Origin of the sequence: Aliamphritea ceti (assembly GCF_024347215.1) — a bacterium.
Classification (GTDB): domain Bacteria; phylum Pseudomonadota; class Gammaproteobacteria; order Pseudomonadales; family Balneatricaceae; genus Amphritea; species Amphritea ceti.
In genome coordinates, this window is the sequence record NZ_AP025282.1 from 3,350,965 (window position 1) to 3,364,173 (window position 13,209).

The following is a 13,209-nucleotide window of genomic DNA, read 5'->3' on the forward strand; positions in this document are numbered from 1 at the left end:
ACCAGAAACGTCATCGCCCCGCAGCCTGTCTGCTACAGCGCATTTAAGGGATATTTTTCAATGCGTCATTAAGCGATCAGAAAACGTCCTCCCACAAAGTAAAATACCCCGCCGGTGAACCGACAGGGTATTGCGCAATTTTTACAGACGTTAACTAAATAAGCAGGCAAATATAGCGCCAGACTTAACGACAGACTTAATGCCAAAAAGGCTTATCTGCTTCGTTAAGTGCATCCGCCCTGCTCAGCCCCAGATCTTTCAGTGCTGCAGAATCAAGCTGAGCCAGCTGGCGACGCGTACGCCAGTTATGCAACCACAGCTTTAACCGGCCTTCAATTTGCAAACCTGGCTGCTTATCTGCAGTTTTCTGCAACTTATTCTGTGTAGTCGCCTGAGTAGCACGATTAGCGTTTAAGTTAAGTTTTTCTGGCTTATAGCATGGATTAAACGTGGTCATTTCAATACTCCTCAGCGCAAAACCTATTAAGGTCTTATCTACAGCGCTTAGCTTTTTTATACGTTATGTATGCGTTGTGTATGGGAGTATTCTTGTATATGGCAGTGATCACGACAAACGATTAGTTTTTACATATACTTAAGAAAATCTTACTTATATATTTTTTTCAGGATGTCCAGATGAACCGATTACCGCCACTTAAAGCGTTACAGGCATTTCGACACGCCGGCGAAAGCGGCAGCTTTAAAGAAGCCGCTGAGCAGTTACACGTCACTCAGGCCGCTATAAGTCAGCAAATTCGTGGTTTAGAAGAGCATCTTGATATTCGCCTGTTTCAACGAAAAACACGGGAAGTAAGCCTGACCCCTGAAGGCCAGATACTGCTAAACCATATCAGTAAGGCCTTTAGGCATATCGAAACAGGTGTACTGGAACTCAGTAAAGATCCTTACCCCGATCAGCTTACCCTGAGTGCACTGCCATCTTTTGCCGCACGTTGGCTGGTACCACGGCTAGGGTTCTTTCAGCAGCACGCTGAAGACATCAGTATCAGACTCAGCCCCAGTCTTGGGCTCGCCAGCTTCGACGATAAGAGCCTGGATTTAGCGATCCGTTTCGGTATCGGAGAATATCCAGGACTGGAATCACGGCTTTTACTGGAAGACTATTTACTACCGGTTTGCCATCCGTCATTGCTGGATCCGGAACAACCGGTGAAACCACAGCTGACTAAAATGCCAATGCTGATTGATCAGGCGCCGGATGTTCAGTTCATCAGCGCTGAAGTTGAAGTAGCATTAGGGTTTTCAATGGAAAAGAGCAAATCCAAACTCTATGTTTCAGATGCAAACATGCTGGTTGAAGCGCTCCTCAGTGCACAGGGGCTGGCAATGATGCGCTTCAGTCTGGTCTATGAATTACTGCAACGTGGCCAGTTAATCTGCCCTGCCGCTGTTGCCGTTAAATCAGCTTACAGCTTCTTTATGGTCGCGCCGCCTGCACACTTTCAGCGGGAGAAAATCATCCGCTTTGAAAGCTGGCTTAAAGAAGAATTAAAAGTCATAGAAAACGGCTGGCAAACATTCAGCCAGCAACATGATTTAAAAGATCTTCACTCATAAGCTTTTATTTATAAGCCTTAATGTAAGACGACCTGGGCACAGCTCACCGGCAACTGATTCACTTAAGCAAATACTAATATAACCGCCAGGAATAAGTGCATTTTTACTTTGAATTGCAATCCGGTTAAGGTAGGCACTTTCTGCGCGAATACGGCTATTTTTCAGCCCGCCAGACACTTCTTTACACAGCTTTAAAAAAGCCGCGACCCCGTTAAATTTGGAGTTAACACCATGAAATTCACTACTATTGTCAAGGCAGCAGCTTTGGCGGCAGGCGTACTTTGTACAACTGCGCAGGCCGCAGATCAGACTTACATCGCGACCACCGCTATTGTTGAACACCCAGCTCTTGATTCGGTTCGCGCAGGCATTAAAGACAGCCTGATGGAAAACGGTTACACCGAAGACAACCTGAAATTCACCTTCGAAAGTGCTCAGGGCAGCCCGGCAACTGCGGTACAGATCGCCCGTAAAATGGTCGGTGATGAGCCTGATCTAATCGTTGCTATTGCAACCCCTTCCGCTCAGGCAGCAGTAACTGCCAGCGAAAACATCCCGGTTATTTTCTCAGTAGTGACTGATCCATTAGGCGCTAAACTGGTGAGCAACATTGAAAAGCCAGGCGGTAACGTAACCGGTCTGTCTGACATGCTGCCTCTGGCGCAACAGCTGGAACTGCTGCAGGAAATCATGCCAAACCTGAAAACCCTGGGCGTACCTTACAACCCGGGCGAGCCAAATGCGGTATCCAGTGTTGAAGCTCTGAAAGTTATCGCTAAAGAGAAAGGCATCAAGATCATTGAAGCGCCAGCGCCAAAATCATCTGATGTAGCATTTGCCAGCCAAAAGCTAATTGGCAAAGCTGACGCTATTTACTGCCCTATCGACAACACCATTATTTCTGCCCTGGAAGCGGTTGTTAAAACCGGTATCGACGGTCAGATACCTGTATTCGCTGCTGACACTGACTCTGTTGCCCGCGGTGCTATCGCAGCGCTGGGTTTCAACTACTACGACCTTGGCAAGCAAACCGGTGAACTGGTTCTGCGTGTACTGAACGGCGAAAACGCCGGTGACATCCCGGTTAAATTCGCTGAAGGTACTAACCTGGCTATTAACCCTAAAATGGCTGCACGCATGGGAATTGAAATTCCTGCCAGCGTAACTGCCCGCGCGACTCAAGTGATCGAGTAAGGAACCCTCACCCACAATGTCTTTATTTTCATTCATGGGTACCCTGGAGATCGGCCTGATATTCGGGCTGGTCGCCATGGGCGTATATCTGACCTTCCGGGTACTCGACTTCCCGGACCTGACTGTTGACGGCAGCTTTACCCTGGGCGCAGCAGTCACTGCTGCACTGATCGTCAGCAGCGTTAACCCTTATCTCGCAACATTTGCCGGATGCCTGGCAGGTGCAGCAGCAGGCGTTGTTACCGCATGGCTTAACCTGCGGTTTAATATTCTGCATTTGTTAGCCAGTATTCTGACCATGACCGCGCTGTATACCATTAACCTGCGCGTCATGGGCAAACCTAACCTGGCACTGATTACTGATCCGACAGTTCTGACACCATTTGAAGGTTTAGGGCTGGCAAACATGTACCTGAAGCCGCTCTTCGTCGGCGTGTTCGTGATCACTGTTGGTATTTTACTGGCACTTTTTCTACGTACTCAGTATGGCCTGGCCATGCGGGCAGTCGGTGCCAATAAGCGTATGGCGCAAGCCAACGGCATTGTTGTTAAAGAAAAAGTCTATGCTGGCCTGGCACTTTCTAACGGCCTGGTCGCACTGGCCGGTGCCCTGTTTGCACAAACCAACGGCTTTGCCGACTCCACAATGGGCATAGGTACCATAGTTGTTGGTCTGGCAGCAGTTATCGTTGGTGAAACTCTGCTAAGCAGCCGCAAAATGCTGATCATCATCTTTAGCTGTATTGTCGGCTCTATTCTTTACCGACTGGCAATTGGCTTTGCGCTCAACGCAGACTTCCTTGGATTTAACGCATCGGACCTCAACCTGATCACCGCCTTGCTGGTTGGTCTTGCACTGGTACTGCCACAACTGCGTAAAGAATGGAAAGCCAAGCAAGCAGCTATTAAAGCCAACGGAGGTGATGCATGATTCGCTGTGAACAACTCCGAGTAACCTTTAACGCTGGCCTGCCGACTGAAAAGAAAGCCCTTCGCGGCATCGATCTTGAAATCCCTCAGGGCGAGTTCGTCACTGTTATCGGCTCCAACGGCGCGGGTAAGTCAACATTGCTCAACGCAGTCGCTGGCGACATTCCAGCCAGTGGCGGCAAAATTCTGTTCGGCGACAAAGACGTTACGAAAACCCCTGCAACTGGCCGTACTAAAGACGTTGCCCGGGTATTCCAGGACCCTCTTGCAGGCACCTGCGCCAGCATGACCGTTGAAGAGAATATGGCACTGGCTTATGGCCGGGGCTCACGTGGTAAGTTGTCATTCGCGCTCAACGATAAGCTCCGGGTTATCTTCCGTGAACAACTGAGCCGTCTTAATCTGGGGCTGGAAAACCGTCTCGATTCAGAAATGGGGCTGCTGTCTGGTGGTCAACGCCAATCTGTCAGCCTGCTGATGTCTGCCCTGCAACCGAGCAGCATCCTGCTATTGGATGAGCACACCGCCGCACTGGATCCGAAAACGGCTGCACTGATTATGGATATCAGCGCCCAGATCATTGCTGAGAAACAACTCACAGTGATGATGGTGACGCACTCAATGCGTCAGGCACTGGATTTCGGCAGCCGCACACTGATGCTACATGAAGGCAAGATTGTGTTCGACCTTGCAGGTGAAGACCGCAGTAACTATGAAGTCAGCGACCTGCTCGACCTGTTCGCTAAAGCCCGGGGCGGTGATGAAGCACTGGACGATGACAAATTGTTACTAGGTAGCTAGTTTTAGCGCCTTATTAAAACTCCAGTACTAAACGCCTGAATTAGCTTTCTTAAGCAGCTTCAAAACGCCCCGATTTATCGGGGCGTTTTCTTATCCATCATCACTTGGTATAAAGAATTCAGTTAGCCTGGTACAAACACACGGAACTCAGCAATATGGCAACAATATTTGAACATACCCAGACTAACATTCTGGTGATTCCCCAAGCGCTGTTTGCCATGCAAGACGTAACAATAATCAACCAGGATCAACACTCTGTAATCTTCTATAAAGCCCTACAGAATGATTTAACAAACATCGAGTTTTACACCAACAGCCCCTGTTTCATTTACATAGACAGTGGCCGTGAAGTCATCACTAACAGCGCAAATGAATCCATTGAACTTCTACCAGGCGATTCCGTATTCATTCCTCAGGGCTTAAATCTTCATTCTGATTTCGTTAAACAAACCGAATCACTCAGTGCTTATCTGGTATTTTTCAGTGATCAGACCATCACCGACTTTCTGGCTCGTATAAAACAATTGCCTGACGCTGATACTGCCCCTGCAGAACCCCATCTTTTACCAAAAAATCCTGATCTGAGGTCGTTCTTCACCTCTGTTAGCCGTGATATACAAGACCCGGGCTACCTGGCAACTAAACTGCATGAATTGTTGTTTCTGATTGCCAACGAAAGTGCCAAACAAAAACTGTATAAATGCCTGTTAAATATTAAAACGAAATTACCAAAACGAAACCTGGCACGCCTTCTAGAACAACATGACATTATTCAGCTTAGCGTGACTGATTTGGCCAATATATCTGGCAGAAGTATTTCGAGCTTCAACCGCGACTTTAAAAACATCTACGAGATGTCCCCTAAACAGTGGCTACAGGAAAAACGCCTCTGTCATGCAAAGACCCTACTGGAAGAACAAAACATCTCAGTGACGGAAACAGCTATGGCTGTCGGCTACGAAAACGTATCAAACTTCATCAGGGCCTTTAAAATAAAATACGGCGTGACGCCTAAACAAATAAAGCTCAGCAAATGACTAATATTTGATACTTTTGGCTGCTCTTAAGCAGTTACCCAACATTCCTTTGTTTATGGTTCATTAAAATCAAATATCAAAGGAAAACAACATGAATGTTCGCGTTACGCTCAACTGCAAGCTAAAGCCACACACACTTCAGGACCTACAGCCATTTCTGAAAGAAAACCTGCCAAACGTCAGAAATTTTGCAGGTAATATCCAGGTGAATGTTCTGCTGAATAAAGAACACAACGAAATGTTACTGGATGAAGAATGGCAGTCAGTAGAAAGCCATCAGGCTTATCTGCAATTCATCCAAAACAACGGCGTAATGGAACAACTAAGCCACTTTTTGGATGCACCGCCAGAGATAAAATATTTCCACCTGTCAGAACTGTAAATTAATAACGCTAACGGCAGGTAGCAGCAAGCAATAGCCAGCAAAACCTTAAACGCCCCGAACCTTCGGGGCGTTTTGTTTCTCTCACTTCGCATTGGTTGCGGCTGTTTTATCTGTTCAGGTGATAATGATAAAACACTGAATCGCCATCCGACGGCTGACGGATAAACTTCAGTTTTGTAAGTAGCCCGGATGACGCAACATTGGCTTTATCAACACCGGCAATCAACACCTGCCAGTCAGTCATGCTTTCTGCATAGTGAATTAAACCGGCCAGCACCTCACTGGCAAGTCCTTTACCCCAGTAACGCTCTGCTAATAAATAGCCTATATGCGCATCTTTGTTGTCCCCGGCATATACAAATACAAAACCAATAATCGTATCAACCTCAGTAAGCCTGAGCATAAACAGGCGGCTTTCTGCCAACATCCGGTCAAGCCATTCATTAGCCGCTGCAACTGTATTTATGCCATGAAAGTAACCCGGCAGATTTTCCACTACTGCAGGTGAAAGCACCTCTACAGCCTGATTAAGTAGATCAGCCTTATCCGCCTGTGCCGAATTCTGTAACAGTTCGTATACCTTTAATCTGGCTGTTTCGTAAATAATCTTCATGATCTGATCTCTCTGAAGCGTCGGCTAAACAATAAAGCCTCTATCCTACTCATAATTTTGGCTGCTATTTGTTATAGCCCCAGTTATATTCCCAGTTATAACCTCAGTGAAAGCAGCCCAAAAGCAACTCACCGAGTAAGCCATTCTACTCAAGACTTACCGTCCCGGCAGACAAGGATAACGTCAATATGAATTTTGAAACCTGGATAGCTTACGCAGTTGCCTGCACCCTGCTTTCTATTATTCCCGGCCCAAGTGTTTTACTGACAACAGGTATAGCACTTACCAGAAGCTTAGGCGCTGCCTATGTTTGTATTGCAGGCGCAACCTTGGGCAGCACTATTTTAATACTCTTATCCCTACTTGGCGTCGGCGCAATTTTGCAAACCTCTGCACTGCTGTTTCTGATTGTTAAATGGCTGGGCGTTATCTATCTGGCCTATCTCGGCATTTGTCAGATCATACAGGCCAGACAAATATCTTCGGCAGCTGATAACCCTTCTCAAACTTCTCAATACAGCAGCTTTAGTTCTGGTTTCTTAACTGCACTGTTAAATCCTAAATCCATCGTATTCTACATGGCATTTCTCAGTCAGTTCTTCGACCCTAGTGCAAACCACTTGCTTCAATACGTCATTCTGATAATAACGGCTCTGGTCTCCGCCGCTATAGTTCTGGCCTGTTATGCAATGGCTGCAGCCAAAGCAAAAACCTCTTTTACGAACAGTCAGATGCAGAAAAAAGTAAACTATATTAGTGGCGGGCTTTATCTCAGTGGAAGCGCACTGATGGCAACATCCAAGTAAAATACAACGATTCTAATTTTCCTCTTTCAACAGATCAGGCAACAAACAGCTATGGAATCACCTTACCCCAAAGCACCGAAGCGGCTCCGTGACCTAAACGGTTTCGGCCCAAGAAGCGAGGAAATTCTCGCCGAAGTAGATATCCATTCAGTCGAAGAATTTATGGCAACAGACCCTTATGAACTCTATGCCAAAATCAAACCGATGAAAGGCATGGGCATGAACTCTATTTACGCCATCATCGGCGCACGGGAAAACCTTCACTGGCTGGATGTAGCTAAAACACGTAAAACTGAAATACTGATGCAGTTAGATGACTTAGGGCTGGCACCCAAATAGCCAGCGATGATGCAACACCTGACTGAAACCGCTCTACAGCGCCACAGACTTAGCCAACGACAAATTGAGGTATAGCCTTTGACAGGCTTTGAAATAGCTTTACTGATACTCATAACTTTTATCGGAGGCACTATTGTCTGGAGCACACTATGGGTTGGAATATCCCCCATGCCCAGCTCCAAAAAAGCCCGTAAGGCTATCCTTCAGCTGAGTGAGGAGACCGGAACCGGACCAATTTTCGAGCTAGGCAGCGGCTGGGGAAATTTACTTATCCCACTGGCAAGAAAATACCCTCAGCGGAAAATAATCGGCTATGAATTATCGGTTATGCCATGGCTGACAACCGTCATACTTAAAACCCTGTTTGGTCTCAACAACATTCAGCTACATCGAAAGAACTTCTTACAGGCAGACCTTAGCGACGCCTCTGTCATCATCTGTTATTTGTTTCCCGGCGGGATGCAGACAATTGAGAATAAGCTGAAGACTAAACATGAAAACCTGAATTATCTGATCAGTAATAACTTCTCGTTACCGTCACATACACCAGCCAGAACAATTCAGTTAAATGACTTGTACAAATCACCTGTGTATTTATACGAATTAAAAGATTAGCCAATGGGCTAACTGCTAGCCGACATTAAGAAGAACTATTCCGAATACTTGAGCAATTTAGCTAAAGGCATATGCGAGCTTTCTGGATGAAGGAATTCTTATGCCCGCTGAATGCCAAAAGCGGACCTTGAGGAATGCTAGCCAGAGGGCCGCTTACGACACAATGCAGACACTAGTCATAAGGCTTTGTTTTGGCATTTTCAGTAATGAAGTATATTCTGCTTCATGTGTAATCATTTGCTTGCGAAGTAGTCCCACCTAAAAGATTTCAATATTTTTACTCTGAGCCTAAATATCCATATAAATATAAAAACTTACAATATCGTAACTGATACTAAGTCATGTTTGAAATTTCATTAAATCGGCTGATATATTGTGCTCTACTTTTTTCGGTAATATCTACACCAGAAGGCATCTTATTGCCATAAAACTCCTGCATTTCCACACCTTCGTTAAAAACAGATTCGAGCATTTCTTTAAATGTTTGGCTGTCAGTTTCTTTATAGGTAGTAAGGCTAAAAAATATATCCAGCTGTTTGCGCTCTATACCTCGAACACTCGCTTCCTGTACTAAATTATTTTGGTCAATATGAATACCATTCTTGTTTTCATTGGCAACTATAACCCCATCAATAGTAAAAACCGTTTTTTGCGGTGAAGCATTGTAATTTACTAAGCCTTGTTCCATCTGTTGCAATGCTGTCGCACGGATAGATTGGGTTTGGTACATTCGTTTTGTCTGCTGGTTTACAAAGTCTCCCCATGAAGAGTCGTTAAGCAACGCGTGAGCCTGTGCATAATTAGGCCCGTCGCCGTCTTCGAATGTTTGAACTGACACGCGGCCACCAAACCGAGCCTTTAAACTATCGAGAAAGACATCATATTCTCCATGCGATTCCTGCAGTATTAAACTTGCTTCTGCTATCTGCTCATGCTCTGGATTGGGCCGAAAGGGTGTTGCTATTTCTCCACGGGTGGTTTGTAGTGCCACAAATACGCCATCAATTTTAACGACAGCTTTAGTAGTGCGTTCATTTCCCTGATCGATCATGCTTGCTTGATACAGGTTGATGTTTTCCGTGCTCTCGTGACCATCTAGTGTATGACGCGCTCTTTTAGCGTCCAGCATTGACAGGGATTCAGTGCCAATGGTCACGGTTTTAACGAACTCGTCCCACGGATTTCTCTGCACAAAACGAACAGACTCTACTGCGTTATCGAACGTTGTGCCTTTATAAGGGGTTGCTTCTAGTCCCCCCCCTTCTTGCAATGACTTTAATAGAGAATCGATGCTACTTTTTTCCTCATAAGAATCATGTGGAGGTTGCTTAACTTGATTTGATAGCCGATAAGCTGGGGTTGTCGAACGAATGTCCATATTATTTCTCCAAAACTCTTCTTGCAGCACCACGTAACCCATCTCTGTTCTTAAAAAAGTTGGGAACCCATTGTCACTGCTTGCTATGCGAGAGTGTCAATCGTCGGTTGAAGTTTGTAAGTATATTTTTGTTCAAACATGTTTGTTTCAATCGAACCTTTTCTAAAGAGGAAGGCGTTAATTCTGGCTGTGACAGTTCAGAACGGACCAAACACCGAAAGGTACTCATTAATTTTATTAGAGGATAGATTCCCTAGGTTCAGTTTTATCGGCGATTTTTAGCGCCATTTCCAGTTGATTAATAGGTGTCTTGTCTTCACTGCCCAGGGGCTGTCCTGCTGTGGCGTTTAAGTATTGATTTTGTTCTGCACCGACGGTCTTGATGTCACTCGCCAGCGAGGAAAGTTTTGAGCCATCAAAATTATGAATAATCGATTTGGCCGTTTGTAGAGTCGTGATTAAGCTATTCTCGGGGTCAGTTTCCTTCACGCCATTACTAAAGCGGTCTATGAAAGTAGATAGTTCTCCAGGAGTACTGTTGGGACTTTCACCAGGTGAAGCTACAGATGGACTTAGTTTGCTCGCCACATCGGTGCTGAGAAAATCATCTTCGGTGAGTCGCGCTATAAATTCTGGCGTGATAGATACACTTTGTGGTCTCGCAGAAAAAAACTCTTCGTTTAGCTTCTGAATTTTCTGCGCCCTGGTAGAAAGTTCAACACCGCGAGGATTGCTATGTAATGCCTCTGTGATACCGTTTTGATCTGTTGAATCGCTGGCCGCCTTAACTGTAACGCCTTGGCTATTATCTTGTTTTATAGGAGCATCGTTGCGTGTCGAGCTGATAGTAGGCATTACACATGTCCATAAACGAATAATCTGATTGGTAGACACACAAAATATTTGTGCCAACTCTGAAAGATGAAACAGAATCCCCTTATGCATCGAAACTATAGGCGCCAAGTAACAAAGCGCCAAGCAGCTGCCTGCGGTACGGCAAGTCAGTGCCTGTAATCTGCGCTCCAGCACCAAGACTCCCGATGACTCCTTTGTCGTGGATTAAGTTACTCAGCCTCATATGACCTAGCCGTAGAAATCCTCGTGTTGGTACATCGAGATGCCCTCTAACAGCGGCAACATTAGTTAGCTGCGTTGCGGAGAGACTAAGGTAAGCGATGAGTAAAAAAGGATACAGGTTCAGATTTATCTATATTTATAATGTCAAAAAGATAAGAAGGGAATTTGTCCTCATCTGATTTTATCAATCTGTACTTATGGTCTAGCTCCTCTATCATCAAACTACTGCGCGAGCTTAACGAATAGATTCGATCGAAGTGCCGATCTGTTGTCTCTGGTATGCCCTAAATAAGGGCTCTCAGACCAGGTAAGAGTTTTTCAAAACCAACAGCCCTAGCCGCGTTTGTAGTGGTCATGTAAAACTGGCCAATGGGGGGCGCTAAGTTCGCGTAGCAGAAGCCTGCGGTTGACGCGAAGGTTGACTGCTCTGTACCAAAAGCAAACATAAATAGCGGCTTTTCTTCGGGGCAGGCAGCAGCCTAACTATGAATATTCGTACAGTATATTTGGTGACTTTCAAAATGACGGCTCGTTTTGACAGACAGGTAGGCTCGAAAACCTGTTGGAAATATATACGAAATATTGCATTATCAATAAGTTAGCAGATTAGTTGCTTGGGATACTGTGCCAAGCCTCCCAGAAATATACGCTGGCTCGTTTTCATGGAAGATAATGAAAGACGCTTTCTGATTTTTCCTTACTCTTCATATGTTTATATATCTATAATAGAGATATCTAAAATGGCAAACCAAGCCAGCTCAGAATTAAAATGTTAGAAACATAAGGATATATAGTGAACTGTTTAGTTGTAGTAGCACACCCTTTAGAAAATAGTCTCTGCAAATACTTGACGGAAAAAACAATTACCCATCTAAAGAAAAAAGGTTATCAAGTAACTGTAAAAGATCTTTACAACGAAGGTTTCAATCCAGTATTGAGTAAAGCAGAAAGAGAAAGTTACTACCAAAATATGTTTGATGATCATCAAGTGAATAGTGATATTAAGCAACTAAAGCAAGTCGAATGCTTGGTTTTAATATTTCCAACTTGGTGGTTTAGTTTTCCTGCCATTTTAAAAGGTTGGTTTGACAGAGTTTGGGCACCAGGACACGCATACGAGCATGCTTCAGACTATGGTCCAATCAAGCAGTGTTTAAACAACTTAAAAGAAATGAAAGTTATAACCACTCTTGGTTCACCTTGGTGGGTTGATGCTTTTGTTTTGAGGAAGCCAGTGAAAAAAATTCTTAAACTTGCACTTTTAGGAGCTTGCGCAACTAATTGCAAATTTAAGATGTTGTCTTTATATAATAGTGAAAAACTTAGCAAAGAAAAAATTAACAAATTTGTTGATAGAATAGAATCGAATTTCTAACAAGTTGCTGCATCGGAAAAAATACTCGCTTGTGCTCGCATTTTTCCGCTGAGCAAGGCGTTATGTTTCAGGCGATATATGTTCATAGGTACTGAGTTTCAAAAATGGTGTGCTCTTTTTGTACTCGCATTGGTTGGGGGCGCAGTAGCGAATAGCTTTCCTCACCCAAGTGACCCCATTCGTCCGTATTTATTAGTATTGCTATCACTTATGTTTGCGAAGCATTGGCTAGAGTATTTATTGTTCCTGCCAATAACCGGGCTTAAGGGACTATATATACCAACCCAAGAGCGTGAGAAAAGACGCAACTTTTTCATTTTCACACTAGTCGCTTATGTGGCTCTAATGGTTTGGCTGGTTATATATGTATATCCAGCGTAAAAACATAACAAGCAAAGGCAGCATAGCCCTGCGGGCTGGACGCGCTAATGCGCGCTGCTGCTTTGGGCGTTAAATATCTATGAAGAGAATCTCAGTGCTCCAAAAAGAACTCGACTCCATAAGGAAAAGACTAGTCGACGGGCCTCGATCAAATGGCCTTTTTCTTATGCCAGATTGTCCGACTCATAGCGGAGCGCCACATGTTGAGATCATCGGTGATGAATATCACTTTGTAGTTACTGAAAGAGGTTCAGAATTTGAGCGCCGAAAGACAAAGGAATCTGATGAGTTACTTTATTGGTTTGTGTCCGGAGGTGTTTCACAGCTCGCCCGAGATTGGGAACTAGAACATAGAGTAGAGGGGAACGATTCTAGACGGTTATGGTTCGCAAAAGAAGTTGAGATGTTACGTACACTCAATATTGAATGGGCCAAAAGAAAGGTACTGCATCAAAAAAGTGTTCTAAAAGAGCATCCGTTCAATGACAATATTTAACAAGGCAATTAAAAATCGCCCACAAAAATCATGGGATGGACTCGCTTACGCTCGCCTTTTATTGCGACGTTAGCACACACGATTTTATGGATAGCGGAGTAAAAGCATAGGCCAGAGAATACGCTATACGTTTTCGGCCGATCTGTACTCCCATAAACAAATATAGCCTAAACCATATACAGCTTTAGGTTTTTTGAATTAAGG

General features: G+C 44.6%; 15 protein-coding genes. 11 read left to right on the top strand and 4 right to left on the bottom strand.

Annotation, left to right across the window (positions count from 1 at the left end; genetic code table 11):
* Positions 1–196: 196 nt before the first annotated feature.
* A complete protein-coding gene (locus OCU49_RS15420) occupies positions 197–457 on the bottom strand; it encodes a DUF1127 domain-containing protein (protein WP_261841447.1) in 261 nt (86 codons plus the stop codon).
* A gap of 179 nt (positions 458–636) precedes the next feature.
* Here OCU49_RS15420 and OCU49_RS15425 point away from each other — a divergent pair, with 179 nt between their 5' ends.
* The 6 genes from OCU49_RS15425 (at position 637) to OCU49_RS15450 (ending at position 5,922) form a co-directional block, all read left to right on the top strand.
* Positions 637–1,578: a LysR family transcriptional regulator gene (locus tag OCU49_RS15425; RefSeq protein WP_261841448.1), complete on the top strand. Its 942-nt coding sequence runs from the start codon at positions 637–639 to the stop codon at positions 1,576–1,578.
* Between the two features lie 231 nt (positions 1,579–1,809).
* Positions 1,810–2,772, top strand: a complete 963-nt coding sequence (locus tag OCU49_RS15430) for an ABC transporter substrate-binding protein (protein ID WP_261841449.1) — start codon at positions 1,810–1,812, stop codon at positions 2,770–2,772.
* 16 nt (positions 2,773–2,788) lie between these two features.
* Entirely contained in the window at positions 2,789–3,703 is a 915-nt protein-coding gene (locus OCU49_RS15435; protein ID WP_261841450.1) for an ABC transporter permease, read from the top strand.
* Positions 3,700–4,503, top strand: a complete 804-nt coding sequence (locus tag OCU49_RS15440; protein ID WP_261841451.1) for an ABC transporter ATP-binding protein — start codon at positions 3,700–3,702, stop codon at positions 4,501–4,503. The genes OCU49_RS15435 and OCU49_RS15440 overlap by 4 nt, the downstream gene beginning before the upstream one ends.
* Positions 4,504–4,658: 155 nt before the next feature.
* Entirely contained in the window at positions 4,659–5,540 is an 882-nt protein-coding gene (locus OCU49_RS15445; protein WP_261841452.1) for an AraC family transcriptional regulator, read from the top strand.
* 91 nt (positions 5,541–5,631) lie between these two features.
* Entirely contained in the window at positions 5,632–5,922 is a 291-nt protein-coding gene (locus tag OCU49_RS15450) for a putative quinol monooxygenase (protein ID WP_261841453.1), read from the top strand.
* Positions 5,923–6,031: 109 nt separating this feature from the next.
* Here OCU49_RS15450 and OCU49_RS15455 read toward each other — a convergent pair whose 3' ends face one another.
* Complete coding sequence (locus tag OCU49_RS15455) at positions 6,032–6,538, bottom strand: GNAT family N-acetyltransferase (RefSeq protein WP_261841454.1); 507 nt, start codon at positions 6,536–6,538, stop codon at positions 6,032–6,034.
* 188 nt (positions 6,539–6,726) lie between these two features.
* Here OCU49_RS15455 and OCU49_RS15460 point away from each other — a divergent pair, with 188 nt between their 5' ends.
* From OCU49_RS15460 to OCU49_RS15470, 3 genes are all read left to right on the top strand, one after another.
* Positions 6,727–7,344 carry a LysE family translocator gene (locus tag OCU49_RS15460; protein WP_261841455.1) on the top strand — a complete coding sequence of 206 codons (618 nt, stop codon included), beginning with the start codon at positions 6,727–6,729 and terminating at the stop codon, positions 7,342–7,344.
* A 51-nt stretch (positions 7,345–7,395) separates the two neighbouring features.
* Positions 7,396–7,683, top strand: coding sequence for a TfoX/Sxy family DNA transformation protein (locus OCU49_RS15465; RefSeq protein WP_261841456.1), 288 nt, complete (start codon positions 7,396–7,398; stop codon positions 7,681–7,683).
* A gap of 168 nt (positions 7,684–7,851) precedes the next feature.
* Complete coding sequence (locus tag OCU49_RS15470; RefSeq protein ID WP_261841457.1) at positions 7,852–8,298, top strand: class I SAM-dependent methyltransferase; 447 nt, start codon at positions 7,852–7,854, stop codon at positions 8,296–8,298.
* A gap of 334 nt (positions 8,299–8,632) precedes the next feature.
* Here the strand turns inward: OCU49_RS15470 and OCU49_RS15475 are convergent, their stop codons facing one another.
* Positions 8,633–9,718 carry a hypothetical protein gene (locus tag OCU49_RS15475; protein WP_261841458.1) on the bottom strand — a complete coding sequence of 362 codons (1,086 nt, stop codon included), beginning with the start codon at positions 9,716–9,718 and terminating at the stop codon, positions 8,633–8,635.
* A gap of 195 nt (positions 9,719–9,913) precedes the next feature.
* Positions 9,914–10,531: a hypothetical protein gene (locus OCU49_RS15480; protein ID WP_261841459.1), complete on the bottom strand. Its 618-nt coding sequence runs from the start codon at positions 10,529–10,531 to the stop codon at positions 9,914–9,916.
* Between the two features lie 1,015 nt (positions 10,532–11,546).
* Here OCU49_RS15480 and OCU49_RS15485 point away from each other — a divergent pair.
* Together OCU49_RS15485 and OCU49_RS15490 are read left to right on the top strand one after the other, a co-directional pair.
* Positions 11,547–12,128, top strand: a complete 582-nt coding sequence (locus OCU49_RS15485; RefSeq protein WP_261841460.1) for an NAD(P)H-dependent oxidoreductase — start codon at positions 11,547–11,549, stop codon at positions 12,126–12,128.
* A 547-nt stretch (positions 12,129–12,675) separates the two neighbouring features.
* Positions 12,676–13,005 (top strand): Imm63 family immunity protein, encoded by a 330-nt coding sequence (locus tag OCU49_RS15490; RefSeq protein WP_261841461.1) that lies wholly within the window; start codon positions 12,676–12,678, stop codon positions 13,003–13,005.
* Positions 13,006–13,209: the final 204 nt, after the last annotated feature.

What these genes read in the sequence shown, in the direction of transcription:
- OCU49_RS15445 (WP_261841452.1), top strand. Translation starts at nt 4,659, where the DNA reads ATGGCAACAATATTTGAACATACCCAGACTAACATTCTGGTGATTCCC.
- OCU49_RS15460 (WP_261841455.1), top strand. Translation starts at nt 6,727, where the DNA reads ATGAATTTTGAAACCTGGATAGCTTACGCAGTTGCCTGCACCCTGCTT.
- OCU49_RS15470 (WP_261841457.1), top strand. Translation starts at nt 7,852, where the DNA reads ATGCCCAGCTCCAAAAAAGCCCGTAAGGCTATCCTTCAGCTGAGTGAG.
- OCU49_RS15490 (WP_261841461.1), top strand. Translation starts at nt 12,676, where the DNA reads ATGCCAGATTGTCCGACTCATAGCGGAGCGCCACATGTTGAGATCATC.
- OCU49_RS15480 (WP_261841459.1), bottom strand. Translation starts at nt 10,531, where the DNA reads ATGCCTACTATCAGCTCGACACGCAACGATGCTCCTATAAAACAAGAT.
- OCU49_RS15420 (WP_261841447.1), bottom strand. Translation starts at nt 457, where the DNA reads ATGACCACGTTTAATCCATGCTATAAGCCAGAAAAACTTAACTTAAAC.
- OCU49_RS15475 (WP_261841458.1), bottom strand. Translation starts at nt 9,718, where the DNA reads ATGGGTTACGTGGTGCTGCAAGAAGAGTTTTGGAGAAATAATATGGAC.
- OCU49_RS15435 (WP_261841450.1), top strand. Translation starts at nt 2,789, where the DNA reads ATGTCTTTATTTTCATTCATGGGTACCCTGGAGATCGGCCTGATATTC.
- OCU49_RS15425 (WP_261841448.1), top strand. Translation starts at nt 637, where the DNA reads ATGAACCGATTACCGCCACTTAAAGCGTTACAGGCATTTCGACACGCC.
- OCU49_RS15440 (WP_261841451.1), top strand. Translation starts at nt 3,700, where the DNA reads ATGATTCGCTGTGAACAACTCCGAGTAACCTTTAACGCTGGCCTGCCG.
- OCU49_RS15450 (WP_261841453.1), top strand. Translation starts at nt 5,632, where the DNA reads ATGAATGTTCGCGTTACGCTCAACTGCAAGCTAAAGCCACACACACTT.
- OCU49_RS15455 (WP_261841454.1), bottom strand. Translation starts at nt 6,538, where the DNA reads ATGAAGATTATTTACGAAACAGCCAGATTAAAGGTATACGAACTGTTA.
- OCU49_RS15465 (WP_261841456.1), top strand. Translation starts at nt 7,396, where the DNA reads ATGGAATCACCTTACCCCAAAGCACCGAAGCGGCTCCGTGACCTAAAC.
- OCU49_RS15430 (WP_261841449.1), top strand. Translation starts at nt 1,810, where the DNA reads ATGAAATTCACTACTATTGTCAAGGCAGCAGCTTTGGCGGCAGGCGTA.